The sequence below is a fragment of the Actinomycetota bacterium genome, from assembly GCA_030650795.1.
Classification (GTDB): Bacteria; Actinomycetota; Actinomycetes; order S36-B12; family S36-B12; genus UBA11398.
Genome location: JAUSDJ010000031.1, coordinates 461099 through 478710, shown reverse-complemented (window position 1 = coordinate 478710; position 17612 = coordinate 461099). Strand labels below are relative to the sequence as shown.

Below are 17612 nucleotides of genomic sequence, written 5' to 3'. Positions count from 1 at the left end.
TCCGCCAATGCCCGTCGCGACCAACGGGGCTTGCTTTGGCTCGAGCGTTGTAGGCCTGCGCTGGAGTGCGCTTTGCCAGGGAGCGGTGCGGCCGGTTGTGGTTGTAGTCATGGGCAAATATGTCGAGTTGAATCTGCAGGTCGACAAGGGTCGGGGCCGGTGCTTGGGCGCGTAGCCATTTCTTCAAGGTTTGCTGGAAGCGTTCAACTTTGCCTTGGGTCTGCGGGTGGTTGGGTCGACCGTTCTTCTGCTGGACTCCCAAGATGACCAGTTCGCGTTCGAAACCGTTGCGGCCCCCACGTAGCCGGGTGGTGAACACCATTCCATTGTCAGTCAACGTGGATGCCGGGACCCCGTGGACGTTGATCGCCGCGCGGAACGCGGCCAGCACGATCGGACCAGTGACGACACGGTTGGCGGTGATGCTGATCGCGTAGCGGGAATGGTCATCGATGAAGGACAAGATCTCAGTGTCAGTTCCATCAGCCAACGGCCAGTGGGTGAAGTCGGATTGCCAGCATTCATTGGGCAGGTCGGACTCGAACCGAATGTAGGTGCGGCGGGGTCGTTTGCGTGGCTCGGGGGTGATCAGGTCTGCGCGATTCAAGACCCGCCAGATCGTGGTCACCGATGGTGGCCGGATCCCTTGGCGTTGCAGGTGGACGGCGATGGTGTGCGGGCCAGCATCAAGGCCAGCAGCGGTCAACTCACCTCGTAACGCGATGATCGCTTCAATGGTTGCCTCAGGTGCGGCGTTTGGGTTCGACTTGGGGCGGGTGGATTGTTTCTCGACCGCGTCCCAACCACCGGTCCGCCACCTGGCCACGAGCTTGCCGACCCAGGCCTTCGAAATTCCATACTGTCGCGCGACCGCCCCATGGGACTGACCAGCGAGCACTGCTTCCACGATGACCCGGTTCTTCGACATCCCCGCAGGGTTAACGAAGACGCGGGACAGGGGTTAACTAAGTCGTGAAACACCGCACCCGAGGCGGCTCCGCGCAAAGTTGTTTATTGCCAACGGGTTTGCATTGGTAGCCATGGATACCGACTTAGCTCTTGGCCCTGCACTTTGGCCCTTTCTCTTCGGGCTTGCGCCCTCAAATGCCTTCAGAACAAGGCCCTGTTCGGCTGGTTCGTGAGGGGCGGAGGCTCTCAGTACGCGGGTTGCCGCACGGGCAATGCGTAGGTCCGAGAATTTATCCACTAGAGACGAGCCTGGGTGGGTAGTTTCCGTCCGACCTCCGGGATCAGGCTGAGCCCATTTCTTCGCGTATCCGAGTTTGAATGGTCGGCGATGGGAAGAGGGGTACCTGCGCTGTTTGTCCACAGATGGGCGACACCGGTTGCGCTTCAGGCTCCGAGGGGGTCGTGTTCGGAGCATCACGCCATCGACCTAAGTCAGCTGAAAGGACGAGACATGACTACCAATGCTCACCACCGGTCGCGGGTCACCGACGACATTGCGACGCCGCTGCTTGCCCAGCAGGGCTTGTGGGACCGAAGCGACATCGCTGCGTTCCTTAAGCTGGGGAAGTCTGCAACCAATGAGGTTATGGCGGCGGCGGACTTCCCAGCGCCCGTTGTCGGGATTCGGCGCTATCGCCGGTACGTCCCCGATCTCGTCGTCGCGTGGGCTCTCGATCGTGCGCGGGGGAGGATGGCCGAACGCAGCCGTGTACGGCAGGTGCGGTAGCAGATCGACTGGGCGTGGGTGTCCCGGACTGTTACTAATATTGCGAGAGCGCTATATTAGTGACATGGCAGCCGTAGGAGTCTCCGAGGCGGCGCGCTTGCTGGGCGTGAGCCAGCAGCGCGTCCGAGCCATGCTCGCTGACGAGCGATTGGAAGGCAGCAAGGTAAGCGATGTCTGGCTGGTGGAGCTTCCTCGGCAGCGTGACTCGCGGCTGCGGCCGCGTCGGCGTCCGATGTCGCCGGCGCAGGCGTGGCGCGGCCTGGGGCTTTTGTCTCGACTCGATATCCAAGCGGACCCGTCCGTCAAGGCGCATCTGCGCGCACGTCTTCGCAAGGTTCTCGCGGACGACGGTCTTGATGACATTGCGCGGGCAGGCATCCTGCGTGCCTGGTTCAAGCTGCGGGCGGATCCCGAGCGGTACTTAGTTCCTGACGTGCCGCTCGCGCAACTCCGCAAGGATTTCCGCGTACTGCCTTCTGGAGCCAGCCATCCGGATTCGCCTGTGCGGGATGTCAGCCTGTTCGAGGCATACATCGCAGCGGACCAGCTCGCGGCAGTTGTCCGCGAACACTCGATGATCCCGGACGTTGCGGGCAATGTGCTGCTACGCGTCGTATATGAACCCGAGGGCTTGCGTTGGATCAGGCAAGGAATGCTGCCCGCCGCCTGCATCGCGGTGGATCTAGCCGAGCACGACGACGCACGATCGATCGCCGCCGCGAGTCAGATGATCCAGGAGTCATCGCTATGAGCCAATCACTCAGCCCACTCGGTAAGGCAGTCGCGGAGAGCGTCCACGCCCGGACCGGTCGGCGACTGACCATCGTGCGACACGACATTCTCGGACTCATCCTCGAACAGACAGCAGCCGCGCAGACCACTGACGCAACGCCCGACGTCGTCACCGAAATCATCGACCGCCACCGGGAGTTGAAGACAGTCTCTTTGGTCGGCGATGAGCTGCCGAGCATCGCGGAGGCACTCGCGTGTGAGGCCGTCCTTGAGACAAAGGGACAACCGCCATTCGTCGTTCCGGGCGTGCGAATCCCACTCGCACACCACACCGACTTCGAAGCCGAGGGCTGGCTCACGCTTCTTGAGTTGTTCGATGCGATGCCGCGCGACTGGGCACTCGTCGGCGGCCAGATGGTCCACCTCCACTGCTGGCAACGAGGCGTGACCCCACCTCGGGTCACCACCGACGCTGACGTCATTCTGGACGTGCGCCTGAGGAAGTCGGCCCTCGCCACGGCCACCGCCTTCCTGCGAGAGCGCGGCTTCGACGAGGACGGACGCAGCCCGACCGAAGTGGCCCATCGGTGGAAGCGCGGCCGCGTATCCATCGACGTGCTGTTGCCCGAAGGGATAGGCGAACGCGTCGCACAAGCGCGCACAGTCACGGGAGGGCGCACTGTCCAGGTGCCTGGCGGAACGCAGGCCCTCGCCCGGGCGCAACGCGTTGAAGTCGAAGTCGCGGGACGTACCGGCTACGTCATCCGCCCGAGCCTGCTCGGAGCTCTCGTGGGCAAGGCAGCTGCACTCGAGATACCCGTCGACCCGAACCGGGAACGGCACCGCGAAGACTTCATCACCTTGGCCGGCCTCATCGACAACCCCGCCGGGATGAACCAGATCGTGGACAAGAAGGATCGCCAGCGCGCGGAACGCATGTTGGCATGGGCACCCGACTCATATCCGGGCTGGGACCAAGCCGAGCATGGCGTCGCTACGCGCGGAACAGCCGTCATGTCCTTCGGAATCAGGCCGCCAAATTAGAGCCGAGGCATTCACTGGCCGGAGCGATTCGACTGCCTCATTCGGTGGGATTGCCCATCGGAAGCAAGTAGGGGCGGCGCTCAGAGAGTTCGAGCCGAATCTCCACCTCAGAGAGAAGTACGTGTGGGCCGCCGACTATCACAATCGGGTCTGCGAGACTTTCTTCAAACGACCAGACCTGATGATCTCAGAGAGTCAGATCGGTTGTCGCGAACGACGGTCGTTCTTATTGCTCTAGTTCCGGACAAGGCTCCATCGCTCTGAGGCGAGGCGGGACGAAGCAAGGTGGGCGAGTCCTCCGCAGGTGTCGGCCGCCCCCTTCATGAAGTCAAGCACCAACTTCCTTTGGAGCCTGGAAAGGCGTCGCGGCGAGTTACCGTCCGTCCTCATCCTCGCGCTCTAGGACCGCGAGCCGCCGCGCTTTCAAGGCCTCGATCACCTTCCTTGCCCATGTCTGAACTCCGGGGTCGGCGCCTTCGACTAACCACGCCTCAAGCTGGCCGATCTGCTTGCTCAGCCTGTCCGATTCTGGCCCCCACCAGCTTCCAGACGCGAACTCGCCGTAGAGGGAAGCTGTTACCTCGTCGTCCGCCCCGAAGCTGCCAAGTAAGAACGTGACCAGATCAGATGGAGGTCCCTCGGCGATCCGTGTCAGCGATGCGACCAGTCGAGCCCGCAGCACGTCGCTACCGATCCATGAGGCGACCTCGTCCGCAGGGTAAGAGTCTGCGAGCCAGCCGCGGAGGTCCATCCTCAGCCGCCATGATCCGGTCTGCAAGAGCCCCATCACCTTGCCGAGACTGGTCACGCCGCTAGCCGATATCGCGTCCCGGATCAGTCCCTGCTCCTCGCTGCCTTCGTAGATGTGCAGGTGCCCCGTATCGACTTGCTCCAGTAGGATCACCAGCAGCGCCTCTGGGTCTCTACTCAGTTGTCTGCGCGCCAGTTGTACCCAATCCCAGCTCTGCTGTCCGAGGTCTGGAAACGTCTTTCGCTTCTCTACGAGGGTGGTCAGCGTCGCCTCCAGGTCCCCGCCTGAAGCATCTCGGCCATGGACCAACATCGCGACAACGTCGATCGCGAAGCTGTAGTCGTCTTGGGTGTCGAGCTTCGACAACCACTCGTCGATGATCTCGATCAAGAGCGACTCATCGACGCCAACATGCCAGCCGAAGAGTCTGGGTGCGCCGACGTGAACGGGAAGGACCCTTAGCAACTCGACGACGCGGTCCCATCCCGACCGTGACTGCGGGCCGCGAACTGTAACGACCAGCCGCGTCACGGGATCTAGCCCGCGACCAATAGCTCCATCGAGAAATGAGTCAAACGCGTCCGGCGATCCGCGATCCATCGATGCATAGAGATATCCAACGAGACCAGCGACGTTGCCGTCCTCGGCCACAGCGGCGAGGTCGGCGACCGTCGGGTCCGTCCGTTCAAGGTGATGGAGCGCCCATCCCAGTTCAAACGACGCGTTGGGCGGCTCCTTCTCTCTGAGTAGTTGCAGGATCGACGTGACCGCGATGTCCTCGGGGAGATTGGAAGCAGCCCGAGTAATGGCGTCTTTCAGTTCTTCCTCTCCGACCTCCCAGCGATTCGCGTACGCGAGGGCCGCAAGTTCCTCGCTTGAAGTCGCCGGTGACAGGCGTGCACTTAAAACGTCCAGTGCAGCCCTGCGCGCCGTCACGTCCGGCGCAGAGTTGGTCGCCTCCTTGAAGGCCGGGTCCTCAACGTTCGCGAACAGCGCGTAAAGGTGGGCGACCGATATTCTAACTCCCCGCATCTGCTCTTCGGGCAGCGTTGTCAATGCATCGAACAGAGAGTCGCGAAGAGCGACGATCTCAAGCATGGGGTGTATTGCGTCAATGAGGGATTTCGTGGCGGTTTCACGGACCACGGAGTCGGGGTCGTCCGCCATCGTGCGTAGAAGGGCGATTGCGGCGCGCACATACTCCCAGGCTTCATCCCACGTTTGGGGAGCGCCCCGAGGCTCGACGACGACCCCGCCCTGGACCTCGCCGGAAACCGTGACAAATCCACCTCGGATATCAACCGCAGCGTCTGCACCTTGCGCCGCCAGTCTGCGCCTGCCAGCATCGACGTCTGCTGACACCGCGCACAGGTACTCCATGCGTTGGCTGGGAGTTGCGGCAGTGGCGGGGAGGAGGGCTCCAAACAGCGCGAGCCAGGTTCCAGTCGCATTGTTGCTCCACGACTCGTTCTCGGCGAGTGCGAGCCGAAGCAACAGGTCGGCCGCTGCCACGAACGTTCGCGAGTGCCAGACCAACTTCTCAAGTGTCCACACTAGGTCTCGCCGAATGGAAGTGAGCTCACGAAGTCGGGTGTCGTCCGCACGCTGAATCAGGTCGGTAAGACGTGAACACAATTCGTCGGGACAGATGATTGCAAGCTGGATCAGAAGGCGTGAGTTGCGGCCATCGGCAATGGATTCGAGCGAGGTGAACGGACCAGATGGACCAAGAATCCTACTCAGCGCTGTGGCTGCCGGACCCGACGTGCCGAGGTCGGCGGCGCGGAGCAGCAACTGCTCAGCCAGATCGTCGTCGATGAGTGGGAGTAGATCGGCAAGAATCTGCGTGTCGAGTGAGTTCCATGCGTGCCGAGCAAGAAAGACGGCGACTGGGTGCGGTGTCACGGAGCGGTACCGTCCGTGCCTCGTGACGAGTCCCAAGCGTTCGAGCTTCTCGTTTGCCTGGACGAGGTTGCCCACTGGAATGTTTAGGCCAGTTGCGATCTGTTCGAGTTCGAAGCTCATTTCGCGATCAACGCCGTACCGAGTGAAGAGCGCCAAGGCGCTCAGAGCTAAAAAATTGTCACCGTCCGACAGCTGGTTGCCGATAAGAATCTGCAGTGCGTTTTCGTCGATCAGACTGCCAACGTTGATCGTCTGGTCGTTGAGAATCGCGTCGGCGAGATGCAGGGCCCAACGGATGTTCCCAGCGCAGTGCGTCACGACCACCCGTCGGGCTTCCTGCCACAGCGTCGGTTTGCTCTGCGTCAGAATTAGGTCGATGGTCTCGTCCGGCAGGGCCGAGAGCTCGATTGGCAGGGCTTGCGTGATCCTCACGTCGCGCTCTCCGATGGTGATCAGCTTGATCTGCGAGCCAGTTTGAAGTTGTTGGGCGAAGACGATGTGGCGTTGCCGGGTGCACTCGTCGACAACGACCACTGCGCTACGTTCTTGGCCAGTCAAGTGGTCGATTAGCGGGTAGTTGAGATCATCGGCATCGCCGACGTAGAGCACGAGTGGCTCATACGGAGAATCTCTGAGAGCCTCGAGTACACCGCGGGTCTTCCCAAGTCCACTCGACCCTTCGATCCGCATCTCGTACTTAGAGTTGTCCGCTAGAAAGGTTCGTATGGCGGCTTGAAGTTCATCGCGCTCAGTCGAAGGAACCCAAGTAGGGCGGTGCGCCTGGCTCTGCTGCCACTTGTCGAAGGCAACCGCGACGTTGCCGATACCTCTAAGAACGCCGGAGACGGCAAGTTGCGGGTGGACCTCGACCCAGCGGGCCAACTGGTTCCCGTCTATCACCTTGAATCTGTCGCCGGAGACGTCGTAGCCGAGCTCCGCCGCCTTGTCGCGCAGCGCCTTCTCCCGACTCTCGATCAGGTCGTCCTCTAATGCCTTGCCCAAGACGATCCGGTAGCTGCCGCCTGCGTCGACGATCTCCCGCGCCCGGCTGGCACTTTCAAACTCGCTCGCGCAGGCTGCGGGTCCGAGATCACCCGCCTTGAACTGCCAGGCGGAATCGCCGGCCGGCAGCCATTCGGTCTCTCCAGCTGCATACACGCCTGCGTCGACACCTCGGTCAGCGACGGTGGCCCTGAACGACGTATGGAGATCGGTTCCAGCCATGCCAGCGCGAGCACACTCCACGTCGAGCAAACGATTCACCAGTGTCTGGAACAGCCCACCCTCGAGGCCCGCGACCTGCCCCGGGTCAACCGCGAACGGACCGAAACCCTCATTCAAGACGATGCCCCCGTCGGGTCGAATGCCCTGAAATCTATCGGACGCCTTGCACCGTCTCTAGCGGAGACGACACGGACCTTCGATGTATGAATGCTGCCCCCTTGTGAAGGACGACGCGCGCTGCATCGACGACGCCCTCGCCAGCAATATGTTCTGCCCAATCAGTTTCACTGACATCGCGCACCTGGCGGCCGACGAATGCGACAGGGCGAGTCGTGTCAGGTGGCTTCGGCCCCGCTTGACGCGAAGGCGCGATCCTGGAGGGTGTCGTATAAGAACTCGGTCAGTGCGACGGCGGCGTTGAAGGCCAGGCGTGCGTGACGCTCCAGGGCGGGACTCGCCTCCGTCCGGCCGTGTCCGCGGCCGATCTGGTTGCGAAGCTCGGCGAGGCCGGTAACGACCGTATTGAGCGCCCCGAGCGTCTTCTGAGCGGCCTCGCTCCCCTTGACGGTCGACGGCACGGACTTCTTGTCCAGTGCCAGCTCGGTCGCAACCTTCTTGTAGAGCGTGCCGAGATCGTCCTTGGGTTGGTAGGCGATGCCCCGCTTGTCGAGGATCAGCTTGTACATCGACTCGACCAGATCCTTCGCGCTGGTAATCGCACCTGCCGGGTCGTTTGCGATGTCGCGGGCGATGGCGGCGAGATGGTCTTGCAATGCGCGATGGTCCTCAAGTTCGTTGCGGGCTGACAGGTTCAGTGCTGTGTGCGGGTCATGCGTCGCGGAGAGCCGAGAGCCCTCGTACACCGAGCGACCGCTCACCTGGGAAGTCGGGCTCAGCACGAAGCCGTCGGGCCTGAGCTGGCGGTTGAATTCAGCGAGGATGTCCTCGGCCTTCTCTGGGTCGGGCCTCACGACGGGATGGACGACCTCCGCGAGAAAGGCCAGGAACGTCTTGTCATCGCAGTTCATCAGGTCGAATCGGGCGTCGGTGAAGATCCAGTCGTCCTCCCAGTCATAGTTGTTGATTCGGTGCTGGTAGGTATCGGCGATCGCATCCTTGAAGCGCGGGTCGTACGAGGGCATGGACTTCGCCGTCGGCCACACGCGCACGATGAAGTCGGGCTCGGCGAGCCGCCCTGCCCACGCGACAGGGGTCATCGACATGTAGTCGAAGACGTTGCGTCGCGTCGCGCTGGAGATCGCGTGTCGGGTACTGGCCATCGTGACCCAATTGTCGCACCGATTCACGGAACGTCCGCCCGCCTCCATCCAGTCATCCAGGCGTTCCTAACGGCGGCGACGCCCAGCGTCCCTTGCTACGCCATGTCAGCGAAGGCCTACCGTCGACACATGCGAATAGGCGTGTGACCCACCACCCATGCCATGATCGCCACCACGATGTGGCGATCGCCGCAGCACGTGGTGCCCACGAGCCATTCGGTCCGCCGAGATCGGCGTGATGACCAAGGGCGATCACGCCACCATCGACGTTGACGATGTCCTCGGAGACGCCGAGCGCCTGTCAGCTGGATCCGGCGGCTTCGCTCGGGGCTGCGAGAACGAAGTCGTCGTTGAGCTTGATGACGAGGGCGATCATCAGCCGCAGCGCGACGACGTAGCTGTGAAAGTGCAAGTCCTCGTCCCCGTGCGGTTGAGATCCGTGCATGTACTTGTTCCGCAGCTCTGGCCCGTTGCTGAACTCGACCTTGTTGAGGAGGAAGTTGACGTAGCTGGCCTCTGGCTCCGACAGGAGTGACGAGCGTCGGGTCATCCAGCCGCGGGCGGCCATGGTGTCAACCGCCTTGCGCCCCTCGTGGCCAAGGTGGAAGTAACTGGCGGCCTGCGTCTGGAAGAGCGACCTGAGCACCCGGAACTGTGACGCGTTCGCGATACGCACGCGCGCGCCTGTGACCTCGAGAATGCCGAGCTGGATCAGGAAGTCGATGGCCGGCCGCTGGTGGTCGGCGAACTCGGCGTACGCGACCGTGTTGTTGATGAGGCCCGATCAATGACAACAGAGGTTCGACGACATCGCCGGCCAGATGCGCTCCGGCAGACGGGATGTGGGTTCGTCAGCTCGTTGCACACCCGGAGTTTGGCAGATCCGGCTGCCTGATCACCCGCCGCTTCGGTGCCTCGTAGGCCGACATTGATGCGCTGGGGCGCGTGGAGGTCGAGGTGTTGGTCGGGGCATTGACAGGCGGTAGTGCCATGAGGACTCTTGTCGCAGTGACAGGGGGTCGCCATGGTTCGTCGTACAGTTGGTTCACTTGCGTTGGGGATTCTCGTGCTGGCGGGTCTGGTCGCTGGTCCAGTTGCCGAATCGTCGGCCGAGCCGGAGTTCCGTAATAAGCGTCCTCCGGTGATTTCGTCCGCGACGGTGGATGCGCAGCGGCGGCTTGCGGTGACGTTCACGGCTCCTGATGGTGTGCTCTACGGCGGCCATGTCTACATGGGCAACTCGACGACCAACCTCGGGGCTCCGTCCGGGGATCCGTCGTACGGTCAGTTCATGTTTTGCAACAACAAGGGCACCTGTCAGGGTCGTTGGGCGCTGGAGCAGCCCAGCACCGCGGCCACTGGGCCTTTTACGTTCACGAGCCCGCCGCTGGACGTGGCTACGTTCGGTGCTGGAACCTGGCAGGTCCAGGTCGAGACGACCAACGAGGACACGTTCGCCAGTACGAGGCAGTGGGAGAACTCCAACATCGTGAGCGTCGAGCTGCCGGCAGGGAAGCCCGGTGCGGGAGGTGGCGCTGCCGGCGGAGCAGGTTCCACTCCGAAGTTCGGCGGGTTCAGCGTCGGTACTTATCAGAACGGTGGACAGCTTCCAGGTTTCCACGTTGGCGTCGCGTGTGGTGCCGCGAAGTACTTCTCTGTGCACGTGGAATTCACCACTTTGTCGGGCAAGACGTTTTTCGGTAAGGCGGTCGCTCGAGGCGAAACCAAAGAGGTACCCGGAGTGGTCCAGAACGGTAACGCGAACTTCGAGTTGCGTGGTCGCGTTCCTAAGGAGGGCTTTGTTATCAAAGTGTCGAATGTCGCCTGCTGGAGCGATGACCAAGCTAACGCGATCGGCCCGGGCAGAAAAGTTTTCACGCGTCAGTGCCGGTCCTTTGCCGCGGGCTGCCTGCTGACAGATACTTCCGGTCGACGGTTGGCCACGAGAGCGTCCACCACTCCGGGAGCTGATCCGCATCCTGTCCCGACCACGCTGGCTCCGATCCCCGACGTGGGAGACGCCAGCGACGCGGACGCTGATGAGGCGACCGGCGGCCAACCGCCGGGCAAGCTGATGCACTACACGCTCGTCGCGACCACGGACAAGAGCGGGCTGCGGATGAACAACCTCACTGTTCAGGCCGAGTGCCAAACCGGCAAGAAGTTCGCGAACGAGTCCTTCTCCGTTCTCGTCACCGTTGGTGACGCCGACGGGAACGACAAGGCACCCATAGTCAAAGTCGCCGGAGCTATGAACGGCGGCAAGGGCGCCGGGCTCAAGCCACTCGAACTCGCATTGCCGCTCGCGGGATACACACTCGGCGTCTCCAACGCGTACTGCATCGGGACTGACGGAAGCCGGGGCGCGGGCATTCGCACGCCCTTCCACCGCGTTTGTAAACCGGCGAGGGGACGCACCACTCGCTGCACGATTGAGGCAGTCTTCCGCTAAACCGGCAAGCACTGGCGAGTCGGGCCCTAGAGCCCCCCGACTTCACTGCCCTCACGCCAGCTACTGGGTTGATTGGCTCCAGGCTTCGGAGAAAATCACCGCTTCGAACTCCAGCGCCACAGCCTCTACGTTGTCATCGGTGTCATCCTCTGGTGAGAAGTAGAACGTCATGCCTCTGTGTTCCCGCCCTGTTGCGCAATGGAACCTGTTTGCCGCTTGACATTAACGACGCTGGGGCCGAGGGGAGAAGGGTTATTCCGATGGCGCCCTCCCGCTATTCGAGCCCTTAGAAATCTCGCCCGTCAGTGGACGCTTCTCCACGGAGCGGAACAAGAGCGCATTACGGGACCGGCGTGATTGCCTACCCCTCCCATGATCACCGCATGCACTCGGCGGGACCGGTAGTTCGCCCTCGACCATCCAGGCATGTTCCTGCTTCGTGAGGCATGCTGTTCAGATGGCAGAGCCACCTGAACGACCGGTGTCTCATGGGCAGCAACAGGGCATCGACGTCGACGCCGTTGCGCAGCGCCTGCGCGAAGAGCGCGACGAGGTCAGCGCGAGACTTGCGACCATGATCAAGAGCCTTGAGTCTTTGTTCGCTGCGTCGGTGGACTCGAACGCCGATGACGAGCACGATCCCGAAGGTCAGACCATCGCCTACGAGCGGGCCCAACTATCGGCGCTCATCCGCGCGGCTCGCTTGCAAATGTCCGCTATCGAGACGGCCACAGCGCGAGTGGAGAAGGGAACGTACGGAATTTGTGACGTGTGCCTCGAGCAGATCCCGGGCGCTCGCTTGGAGGCTCGGCCTACCGCCCAAACGTGCGTCCTGCACACTACGACCGACAGTCGTTGAGTTCGTGTATATCCAACGGCTTCGGGCACCGGCGAACCGCAGTTGCTCGGCCCTTGCTTGTCCGCGGCTCAATTCCACAAGGCGACGAGAGCCGTCTGTGCGCGTTCTGCTTTCGGTGGGTCCAACCAGGAGGTTGTGTCCGTATTCTTGGGTCTTTCCGGACCGGGTGGAGCCTGAAGGCAATCATGATGCCGACGCAGCGCATGCGCAGTGCGTAGGTCCAAGGCATTCGCGCGGTGGATATCGCGAGTTCGTATCGGCCCTGACTTTGGCCCTACCTTCCTGCCTCTCCGTGCATCTCTATGCACCTCGAATCGTTGGTACTGCTCGATTTCCTCATGGATATCCAAGCCGTCGGTGAACTCGTAATGCGTAGGTCCGGGGTTCAAATCCCCGAGGCGGCTCCGAGCCGAAATCCATTGCGCTGCAACAGGTTGTGGCGAGTCGAGGGCTCATTCGAGGCGTCCGATTCGCCTCTTTCCACGGACCAAATGCCCCGGAAATGACCCGGTCTGCGAGCCGGTTGCCTTGACTTACGCACGAATGTTTAGGTCAAGGCGCCTGTCCGGACTGTGGACAATCGAGGCCCTCGACGCGTACCACAATTACAGAGCCCGCAGCCCGCAGCCCCCAGCCCCCAGCCCCCAGCCGCCCGGCGACCGTGCGGATCGCGTTCGAACTCGCTGCCGTAGTCCTCACGGGGATCCATGACCGGCCGGATCGCCCTGACCTTGAACTCCTCGCTGTACTTCGATGGCATGACCGCATCCTTCCGGGAACCCAGATAGGCGTGCGCATCAAACCCGGCGCGGTTCACTCCCTGACTTCCCTGGGCAGTGCCGTACACTCGGCGCAACTCACAGGAGGCTCTATGAAGCGCAATCGGGTCGTTGCGGTCGCCGGATCGGCGCTGGCGGCGCTGCTCATCGCGGGGTGCTCGTCAGGCGAGCCGGACCAGGCGCCATCGAGCGCGCCAGCAGTGGACGTGTTCTCGGCGCCGGCATCGGATGACCCGCCCGACTCGGGCGCTGAGCTGATGGACGTCGACGCTCGGGCACTCGCCACCGGCATCGCCAAGGCGGCAGGCGTCCCGGCTGAGAAGATCACCGTCGACTGCCCGGAGACCTACCCGAATGAGGTGGGACACACGTTCGAGTGCGGGCTCAACGACGGCAGCAAGGATTTCACGGTGACGGTCACGGTGACAGATCTCGCGGGCGGCGTCGAATTTGAGATCACCGCCGAGGGTCTGCCGGACTAGACGGTATGTAGAGGCCGGGGCCTCGCTCACCCGATCGTGGTGGCGCTGATACTCCTATGTCAATGCGGCGAGGTCGGCGGTGAGGATGGGGGAGAGTCGTCGGGCGAGGTAGCGCCTGATGCAGCGGACGATTTCGCGGTGTGAGAGTCCTTCTTCGGTTCGCCGTTGTGAGTTTGTCAACGTGATTTGGCCCCACCTGTTGTCACGAGGTGTTGCAGCAGTGACCAGAACGGTTCCATGGCGGCGGCGTCACCGGCTGAGGCGACTCGGCCCATGGGGCCTTGCAGTCCAGCTGCGGCCAGGACTGCTCTGAAGCCTCGGTCGCGAAATTGCGATCCACGATCCGAATGCATGATCACCACGCCTGCGGGTTGGCGTCGGGCGATCGCGGCACGAAGCGCGGCCACTGCCAGGTCCGCGGTCATCCGCTTATTAATCGCGTAGCCCACGATCCGGTTGGAGAACACGTCCTTGATCGCGCAGCAGTAGATCTTGCCTTGGCTGGTGGGATGTTCGGTGATGTCGGTCAGCCACACCTTGTCCGGGCCAACGGGGGTGAAAGCGCGGCGTACCAGATCGTCATGCACTGCTGGCCCGGGTCTCTTGCCTGATCCGCGCCGGGCTTTGCGCACCGTGGTTGACCAGATCCTCTGCTGAGCACACAGTCGCCACACCCGGCATTCCCCAGCAGTGATCCCGACCTGGGCCAGCTCATCGGCCAATACCCGATCGCCGAACGCCGGATCATCACCATGAGCATCGAACAGCGCGTTGATGACATAGGCGTCTCCCAGGTCCCTGGCGCTGACCGGATCAGCCACCCACGCGTAATAGCCCTGAGTCGAAAAGCCGAGCACCCCGCAGGCCTACCGCATCGAGAAACCCTCGGCGGCCAAGTCACGGACCAACGGGTAGGTCATTTTGGGAGCGACGACTGCGCGAAATAGGCCGCAGCCCTACGCAAGATCTCATTCTCCAACTCCAGGCGCCGCATCTTCCTGCGCAACTGCACGACCTCGGCCTGCTCCGCGCTAGTCAGACCGTCCTTGATGCCGTCATCGACATCGGCTTGACGCATCCAACGCCGCACCGATTCCTCAGCGATATCGAAATCAACAGCGACTTCAGCGATACTCAAATCACCACGACGGGCGACCGCAACAACATCCCGCTTGAACTCCGGGGGGAACTTCTTTGGCATAGCAACCTCCTTCCTGCAGGACCTCGTCCCACAAAACAGATGTGAACCCAACCGACAGCAGACCCAGCGCACGATCGGGCAGCGTGTCTAATTGACTTCTCTAAAAGTCGCATCTGACACCCTCTAAAAGTCGCATCCAAGATCCTCCAAAAGTCGCATCCGTGCTAGAGTCGATGCATGGGGACACAGTTCTCTGGCATGAGAAGTCGACGAATCCTGGCTGTCGCCTTAGAGCACATGTTGGACGATCCGGTAGTCCTGCTGGAGGGTCCTCGCTCTGTCGGCAAGTCGACGTTGCTGAGCGAGATCGCCAAGAAGCGTGGTGGGCGTGTCGTCGACCTGGATGATCCGGCGACCTTGACCGCGATGCTGGCTGACCCCGCTACGCAAATCGCGGGCGACCACCTCGTCTGTATCGATGAGTACCAGAAGGCGCCGCTCGTCCTTGATGCGATCAAGGCAGAACTCAACAGAGGGACAGCCCCCGGTCGTTTCGTTTTGACGGGTTCGGCAAGACACGCATCTTTGCCGGGGGCAGCGCAGGCACTGACGGGTCGTCTGGACCGGCTCGAGGTGCTGCCCCTGTCTCAAGGCGAAATCGGCGGGGTGCACGAAGACTGGCTTGAGAGTTTCCTCGCAGATCCGGATGCATGCGTCGCCCCCGACCTGTCTACGACGACGCGTGAGGACTACATCAACCGAATCGTCGTAGGCGGATTCCCTCTCGCACTTGCAGCGTCTAGCGACGCAGCACGCAACCGATGGCTGAAGAACTACGTCTCGTTGACCCTGGCGCGAGACGTTGCGGACCTGTCAGCGATCCGTCACGGGGCACTTCTGCCGGACTTCCTTGGAAGGTTGGCAGCACAGACTGCGCAAGTACTCAACATCGAGAAGGCGGCCAAGGATGTTGGACTAGAAAAGAACACGGCAGCGCGATACGTATCGCTTCTGGAGCATGTGTTCTTGCTTTATCGCCTGCCTGCTTGGGGGAAGACCCTCAGCGCGAGAACAGCTCGGCTACCGAAGGTGCACATGATGGATTCGGCCGTAGCCGCTCATCAGATGCGCCTGACTGCCACAAAGCTGGCTCGCCGTGACGCAACAGCGCTTACCGAGTTCGGGCACCTGCTGGAGACATTCGTGGTGGGCGAGTTGAAGAAGCAGGCCTCATGGCTGCCGGACGCACATTCATTTGGCCACTGGCGAACGCGCGATGACGACGAAGTCGACTTCGTCCTTGAGCGAGATGACGGCTGCGTGGTCGCGATTGAAGTCAAGGCTGCAGCTCGCGTCGCTGGGCAAGAACTGCGGCCATTGAGTCACCTTCGCGACAAACTTGGCGAGGCCTTCATAGGAGGCGCGGTGCTGTACCTCGGCCAAAGGTCCTACAACTTCGAGGATCGGATTTTCGTCGTTCCTGTCGACCGATTGTGGACCAAATAGGTAGCCAATTAAGGTGGTCAAGACATGGATCATCGTTGGAAACCGCGCCCGCATCTGCGCTAGCGTTCCCGGTGCGGGCCTTTCGAGGCGTTACCGAGCCCTTGCTAATAACCCGCTAATAACCCGGCGCTACGCAAACTCTTGCGGAGCTCTATGAGGGAAATGGCTTGCGGTGGAACAACTTTTGTGAGGGAAGCCGCTCGCTCATAAGTACTCCCTAAATTCAGAAGCACCAAACTGTCAAGCATGTCCGTCAGTTTCATACCCGAGGCGGCTCCTGCTCTCATGGAATTGCGACGCGAGACGTCATCATTGGCCTTCAGGCGCGGATGGGTGTGACTGAGTCGCAGGCAGGAAGGGAATGTGTCGAGCAGGCGTGTCGTTGGCAGACCGCATGCGCTGTGTTCCTTCAGAGCCAAGAAGTTCGGGCTATCGGAACTGCAGGACCCCGGCTGGCGTGAGCGTGGGATGCACGTTCTCGGGCAGGGCTGACGCCTGGCTCGAGCCAGGTATGTAGACCGGGCTGGCTGCCAGCGACTGCTCGAGCGTCGATCCGGCAGGCAGGTACATCGAGGCACAAGCGGAGATCGCGACCACGCCCATGTTCGGTCGTAACTGGTCGTTGAGGGTCGTTGGCCCCGAGACATGCTTGGTGAACAGGCCCTCGGCGCCGTCGAACGGGAGGAAGGTGAAGTTCGGCATGAGATCGCCGGCCTTGTAGGTCACCTTGTAACGGTTGTCCTTATCCGTGAGGTGCCCGGTGTCGACATGAGGGCCGAGGGAGCCGTCCATCGCGGTGCCGAGCGGCACATAGGTCACCACCTCCGACCCATCGGGCACCCGCGTGAAGCCATTCAGGGTCGGCTCCCAGCCGCCATGCGCGGAGATGACGTAGTTCGGTGACTGCGTGCCCAGATGCGCGGTCGCCTTGGCGAAGCTCTCGTCCTGGCCGCGCCAGGCAATGGGCGTGCCCGCAGGTCGGTACTGCACGAGCTGGGTCTCCTCCTGGCCTCGGCCCGTCGGAAGGCTGTAGGAGTGCTTGCTGTAATAGCCGTCGGTGCTCCGGCGCCAGTACGCGTTCTCCTCGGGATCGATCTGGTCCTTCTTGGGCGCGAGGCAGAGATCCTTCCCGCAGAACGGGCGCAACTTGAAGCCCCAGTCGACCTCTGGGACCTTGCCCCCGACGATGCCGAAGTAGTCCTTGGAGATGCCCGTGCCCTGGTCGCTGCTGATTCCCACCGTGACGATCCGGTAGGGGCTGCTCTTGGCTTTCGCCGGAATCCGGACTGTGCATGTGGCGTCAGCAGAGGTGCAGCCAGCGATGCGCGAACCCACAGCCGCGAGCTGGTTCCACTCGATCGGGCAGGGCTTGTCGGGGGGTTGTGAGTAGTCGCCAGTCGAGTGATAGCTGCAGCGGTTTGCGACAGTGCCCGTGAGCGCCTGCCCTGGGCGCACGACGTGGCTGTCCAGTGAGAAGGTGCCATTGCGCGTCTGAGTCGTGCAACTGGAGTCGGAGTAGTCCTTGCCGACCGCGCCGCAGTCCGGCGGCGGAGTGCCGAGCCCAGCAGCGCTCGCTGCACCGGGTGCAGGCAGCACCAGGGCGAGGGTCACGAGCAGGCCCACGACTATCCGTGCACCTGCAGTCCAGGTTCGCACCACGCGCCTGATTATGCACGCCGTCGTGCGGAGATGTGTCGCTATTCTCGATGCCACGCACCCGAAGTACCCCTCGCAGGAGCCATTAAGCGCGCGCTGTCGCCC

14 protein-coding genes are annotated in these 17612 nt (G+C 62.2%); 7 read left to right on the top strand and 7 right to left on the bottom strand.

All coding sequences use genetic code 11. The features are described from left to right. Window positions 1–928, bottom strand: a 928-nt coding sequence (locus Q7L55_11855) for an IS481 family transposase (protein ID MDO8733242.1), incomplete at its 3' end; no start/stop codon positions are given. 492 nt (window positions 929–1420) lie between these two features. Here Q7L55_11855 and Q7L55_11850 point away from each other — a divergent pair. The 3 genes from Q7L55_11850 to Q7L55_11840 all read left to right on the top strand — a co-directional run bounded on the left by Q7L55_11850 (window position 1421) and on the right by Q7L55_11840 (window position 3472). Next, a complete protein-coding gene (locus tag Q7L55_11850) occupies window positions 1421–1696 on the top strand; it encodes a hypothetical protein (protein ID MDO8733241.1) in 276 nt (91 codons plus the stop codon). A gap of 64 nt (window positions 1697–1760) precedes the next feature. Further along, a complete protein-coding gene (locus Q7L55_11845; protein MDO8733240.1) occupies window positions 1761–2447 on the top strand; it encodes a hypothetical protein in 687 nt (228 codons plus the stop codon). Then, on the top strand, window positions 2444–3472 hold the full coding sequence (locus tag Q7L55_11840) for a hypothetical protein (protein ID MDO8733239.1): 1029 nt from the start codon (window positions 2444–2446) through the stop codon (window positions 3470–3472). Before Q7L55_11845 ends, Q7L55_11840 begins: the two co-directional genes overlap by 4 nt. A 373-nt stretch (window positions 3473–3845) precedes the next feature. Here the strand turns inward: Q7L55_11840 and Q7L55_11835 are convergent, their stop codons facing one another. The 3 genes from Q7L55_11835 to Q7L55_11825 all read right to left on the bottom strand — a co-directional run bounded on the left by Q7L55_11835 (window position 3846) and on the right by Q7L55_11825 (window position 9308). After that, the gene (locus Q7L55_11835) at window positions 3846–7469 is read right to left on the bottom strand and encodes a hypothetical protein (GenBank protein ID MDO8733238.1); all 3624 of its coding nucleotides are present in this window, start codon (window positions 7467–7469) and stop codon (window positions 3846–3848) included. 218 nt (window positions 7470–7687) lie between these two features. Next, window positions 7688–8632 (bottom strand): abortive infection family protein, encoded by a 945-nt coding sequence (locus Q7L55_11830; protein ID MDO8733237.1) that lies wholly within the window; start codon window positions 8630–8632, stop codon window positions 7688–7690. Window positions 8633–8933: 301 nt separating this feature from the next. Beyond that, a complete protein-coding gene (locus Q7L55_11825; protein ID MDO8733236.1) occupies window positions 8934–9308 on the bottom strand; it encodes a hypothetical protein in 375 nt (124 codons plus the stop codon). 348 nt (window positions 9309–9656) lie between these two features. Between Q7L55_11825 and Q7L55_11820 the strand changes: the two genes are divergently transcribed. The 3 genes from Q7L55_11820 (at window position 9657) to Q7L55_11810 (ending at window position 13204) form a co-directional block, all read left to right on the top strand. Further along, on the top strand, window positions 9657–11084 hold the full coding sequence (locus tag Q7L55_11820; protein ID MDO8733235.1) for a hypothetical protein: 1428 nt from the start codon (window positions 9657–9659) through the stop codon (window positions 11082–11084). 457 nt (window positions 11085–11541) lie between these two features. Continuing rightward, window positions 11542–11943, top strand: coding sequence for a TraR/DksA C4-type zinc finger protein (locus Q7L55_11815; protein MDO8733234.1), 402 nt, complete (start codon window positions 11542–11544; stop codon window positions 11941–11943). 871 nt (window positions 11944–12814) lie between these two features. Next, window positions 12815–13204, top strand: a complete 390-nt coding sequence (locus tag Q7L55_11810) for a DUF4333 domain-containing protein (protein ID MDO8733233.1) — start codon at window positions 12815–12817, stop codon at window positions 13202–13204. Between the two features lie 176 nt (window positions 13205–13380). Here Q7L55_11810 and Q7L55_11805 read toward each other — a convergent pair whose 3' ends face one another. Beyond that, entirely contained in the window at window positions 13381–14061 is a 681-nt protein-coding gene (locus Q7L55_11805) for an IS3 family transposase (protein MDO8733232.1), read from the bottom strand. A 59-nt stretch (window positions 14062–14120) separates the two neighbouring features. Then, window positions 14121–14405: a transposase gene (locus Q7L55_11800; protein MDO8733231.1), complete on the bottom strand. Its 285-nt coding sequence runs from the start codon at window positions 14403–14405 to the stop codon at window positions 14121–14123. A 177-nt stretch (window positions 14406–14582) separates the two neighbouring features. On the opposite strand from Q7L55_11800, the gene Q7L55_11795 reads away from it, so the two are divergent. Continuing rightward, window positions 14583–15851: an ATP-binding protein gene (locus Q7L55_11795; GenBank protein MDO8733230.1), complete on the top strand. Its 1269-nt coding sequence runs from the start codon at window positions 14583–14585 to the stop codon at window positions 15849–15851. 429 nt (window positions 15852–16280) lie between these two features. Here Q7L55_11795 and Q7L55_11790 read toward each other — a convergent pair whose 3' ends face one another. Further along, on the bottom strand, window positions 16281–17510 hold the full coding sequence (locus Q7L55_11790) for a hypothetical protein (GenBank protein ID MDO8733229.1): 1230 nt from the start codon (window positions 17508–17510) through the stop codon (window positions 16281–16283). Window positions 17511–17612 lie beyond the last annotated feature (102 nt).

Bases quoted from the DNA above. Each gene is read 5' to 3' on its own strand.
- Q7L55_11820 (MDO8733235.1), top strand. From the start codon at position 9,657: ATGGTTCGTCGTACAGTTGGTTCACTTGCGTTGGGGATTCTCGTGCTG.
- Q7L55_11800 (MDO8733231.1), bottom strand. From the start codon at position 14,405: ATGCCAAAGAAGTTCCCCCCGGAGTTCAAGCGGGATGTTGTTGCGGTC.
- Q7L55_11815 (MDO8733234.1), top strand. From the start codon at position 11,542: ATGGCAGAGCCACCTGAACGACCGGTGTCTCATGGGCAGCAACAGGGC.
- Q7L55_11840 (MDO8733239.1), top strand. From the start codon at position 2,444: ATGAGCCAATCACTCAGCCCACTCGGTAAGGCAGTCGCGGAGAGCGTC.
- Q7L55_11810 (MDO8733233.1), top strand. From the start codon at position 12,815: ATGAAGCGCAATCGGGTCGTTGCGGTCGCCGGATCGGCGCTGGCGGCG.
- Q7L55_11795 (MDO8733230.1), top strand. From the start codon at position 14,583: ATGGGGACACAGTTCTCTGGCATGAGAAGTCGACGAATCCTGGCTGTC.
- Q7L55_11830 (MDO8733237.1), bottom strand. From the start codon at position 8,632: ATGGCCAGTACCCGACACGCGATCTCCAGCGCGACGCGACGCAACGTC.
- Q7L55_11850 (MDO8733241.1), top strand. From the start codon at position 1,421: ATGACTACCAATGCTCACCACCGGTCGCGGGTCACCGACGACATTGCG.
- Q7L55_11845 (MDO8733240.1), top strand. From the start codon at position 1,761: ATGGCAGCCGTAGGAGTCTCCGAGGCGGCGCGCTTGCTGGGCGTGAGC.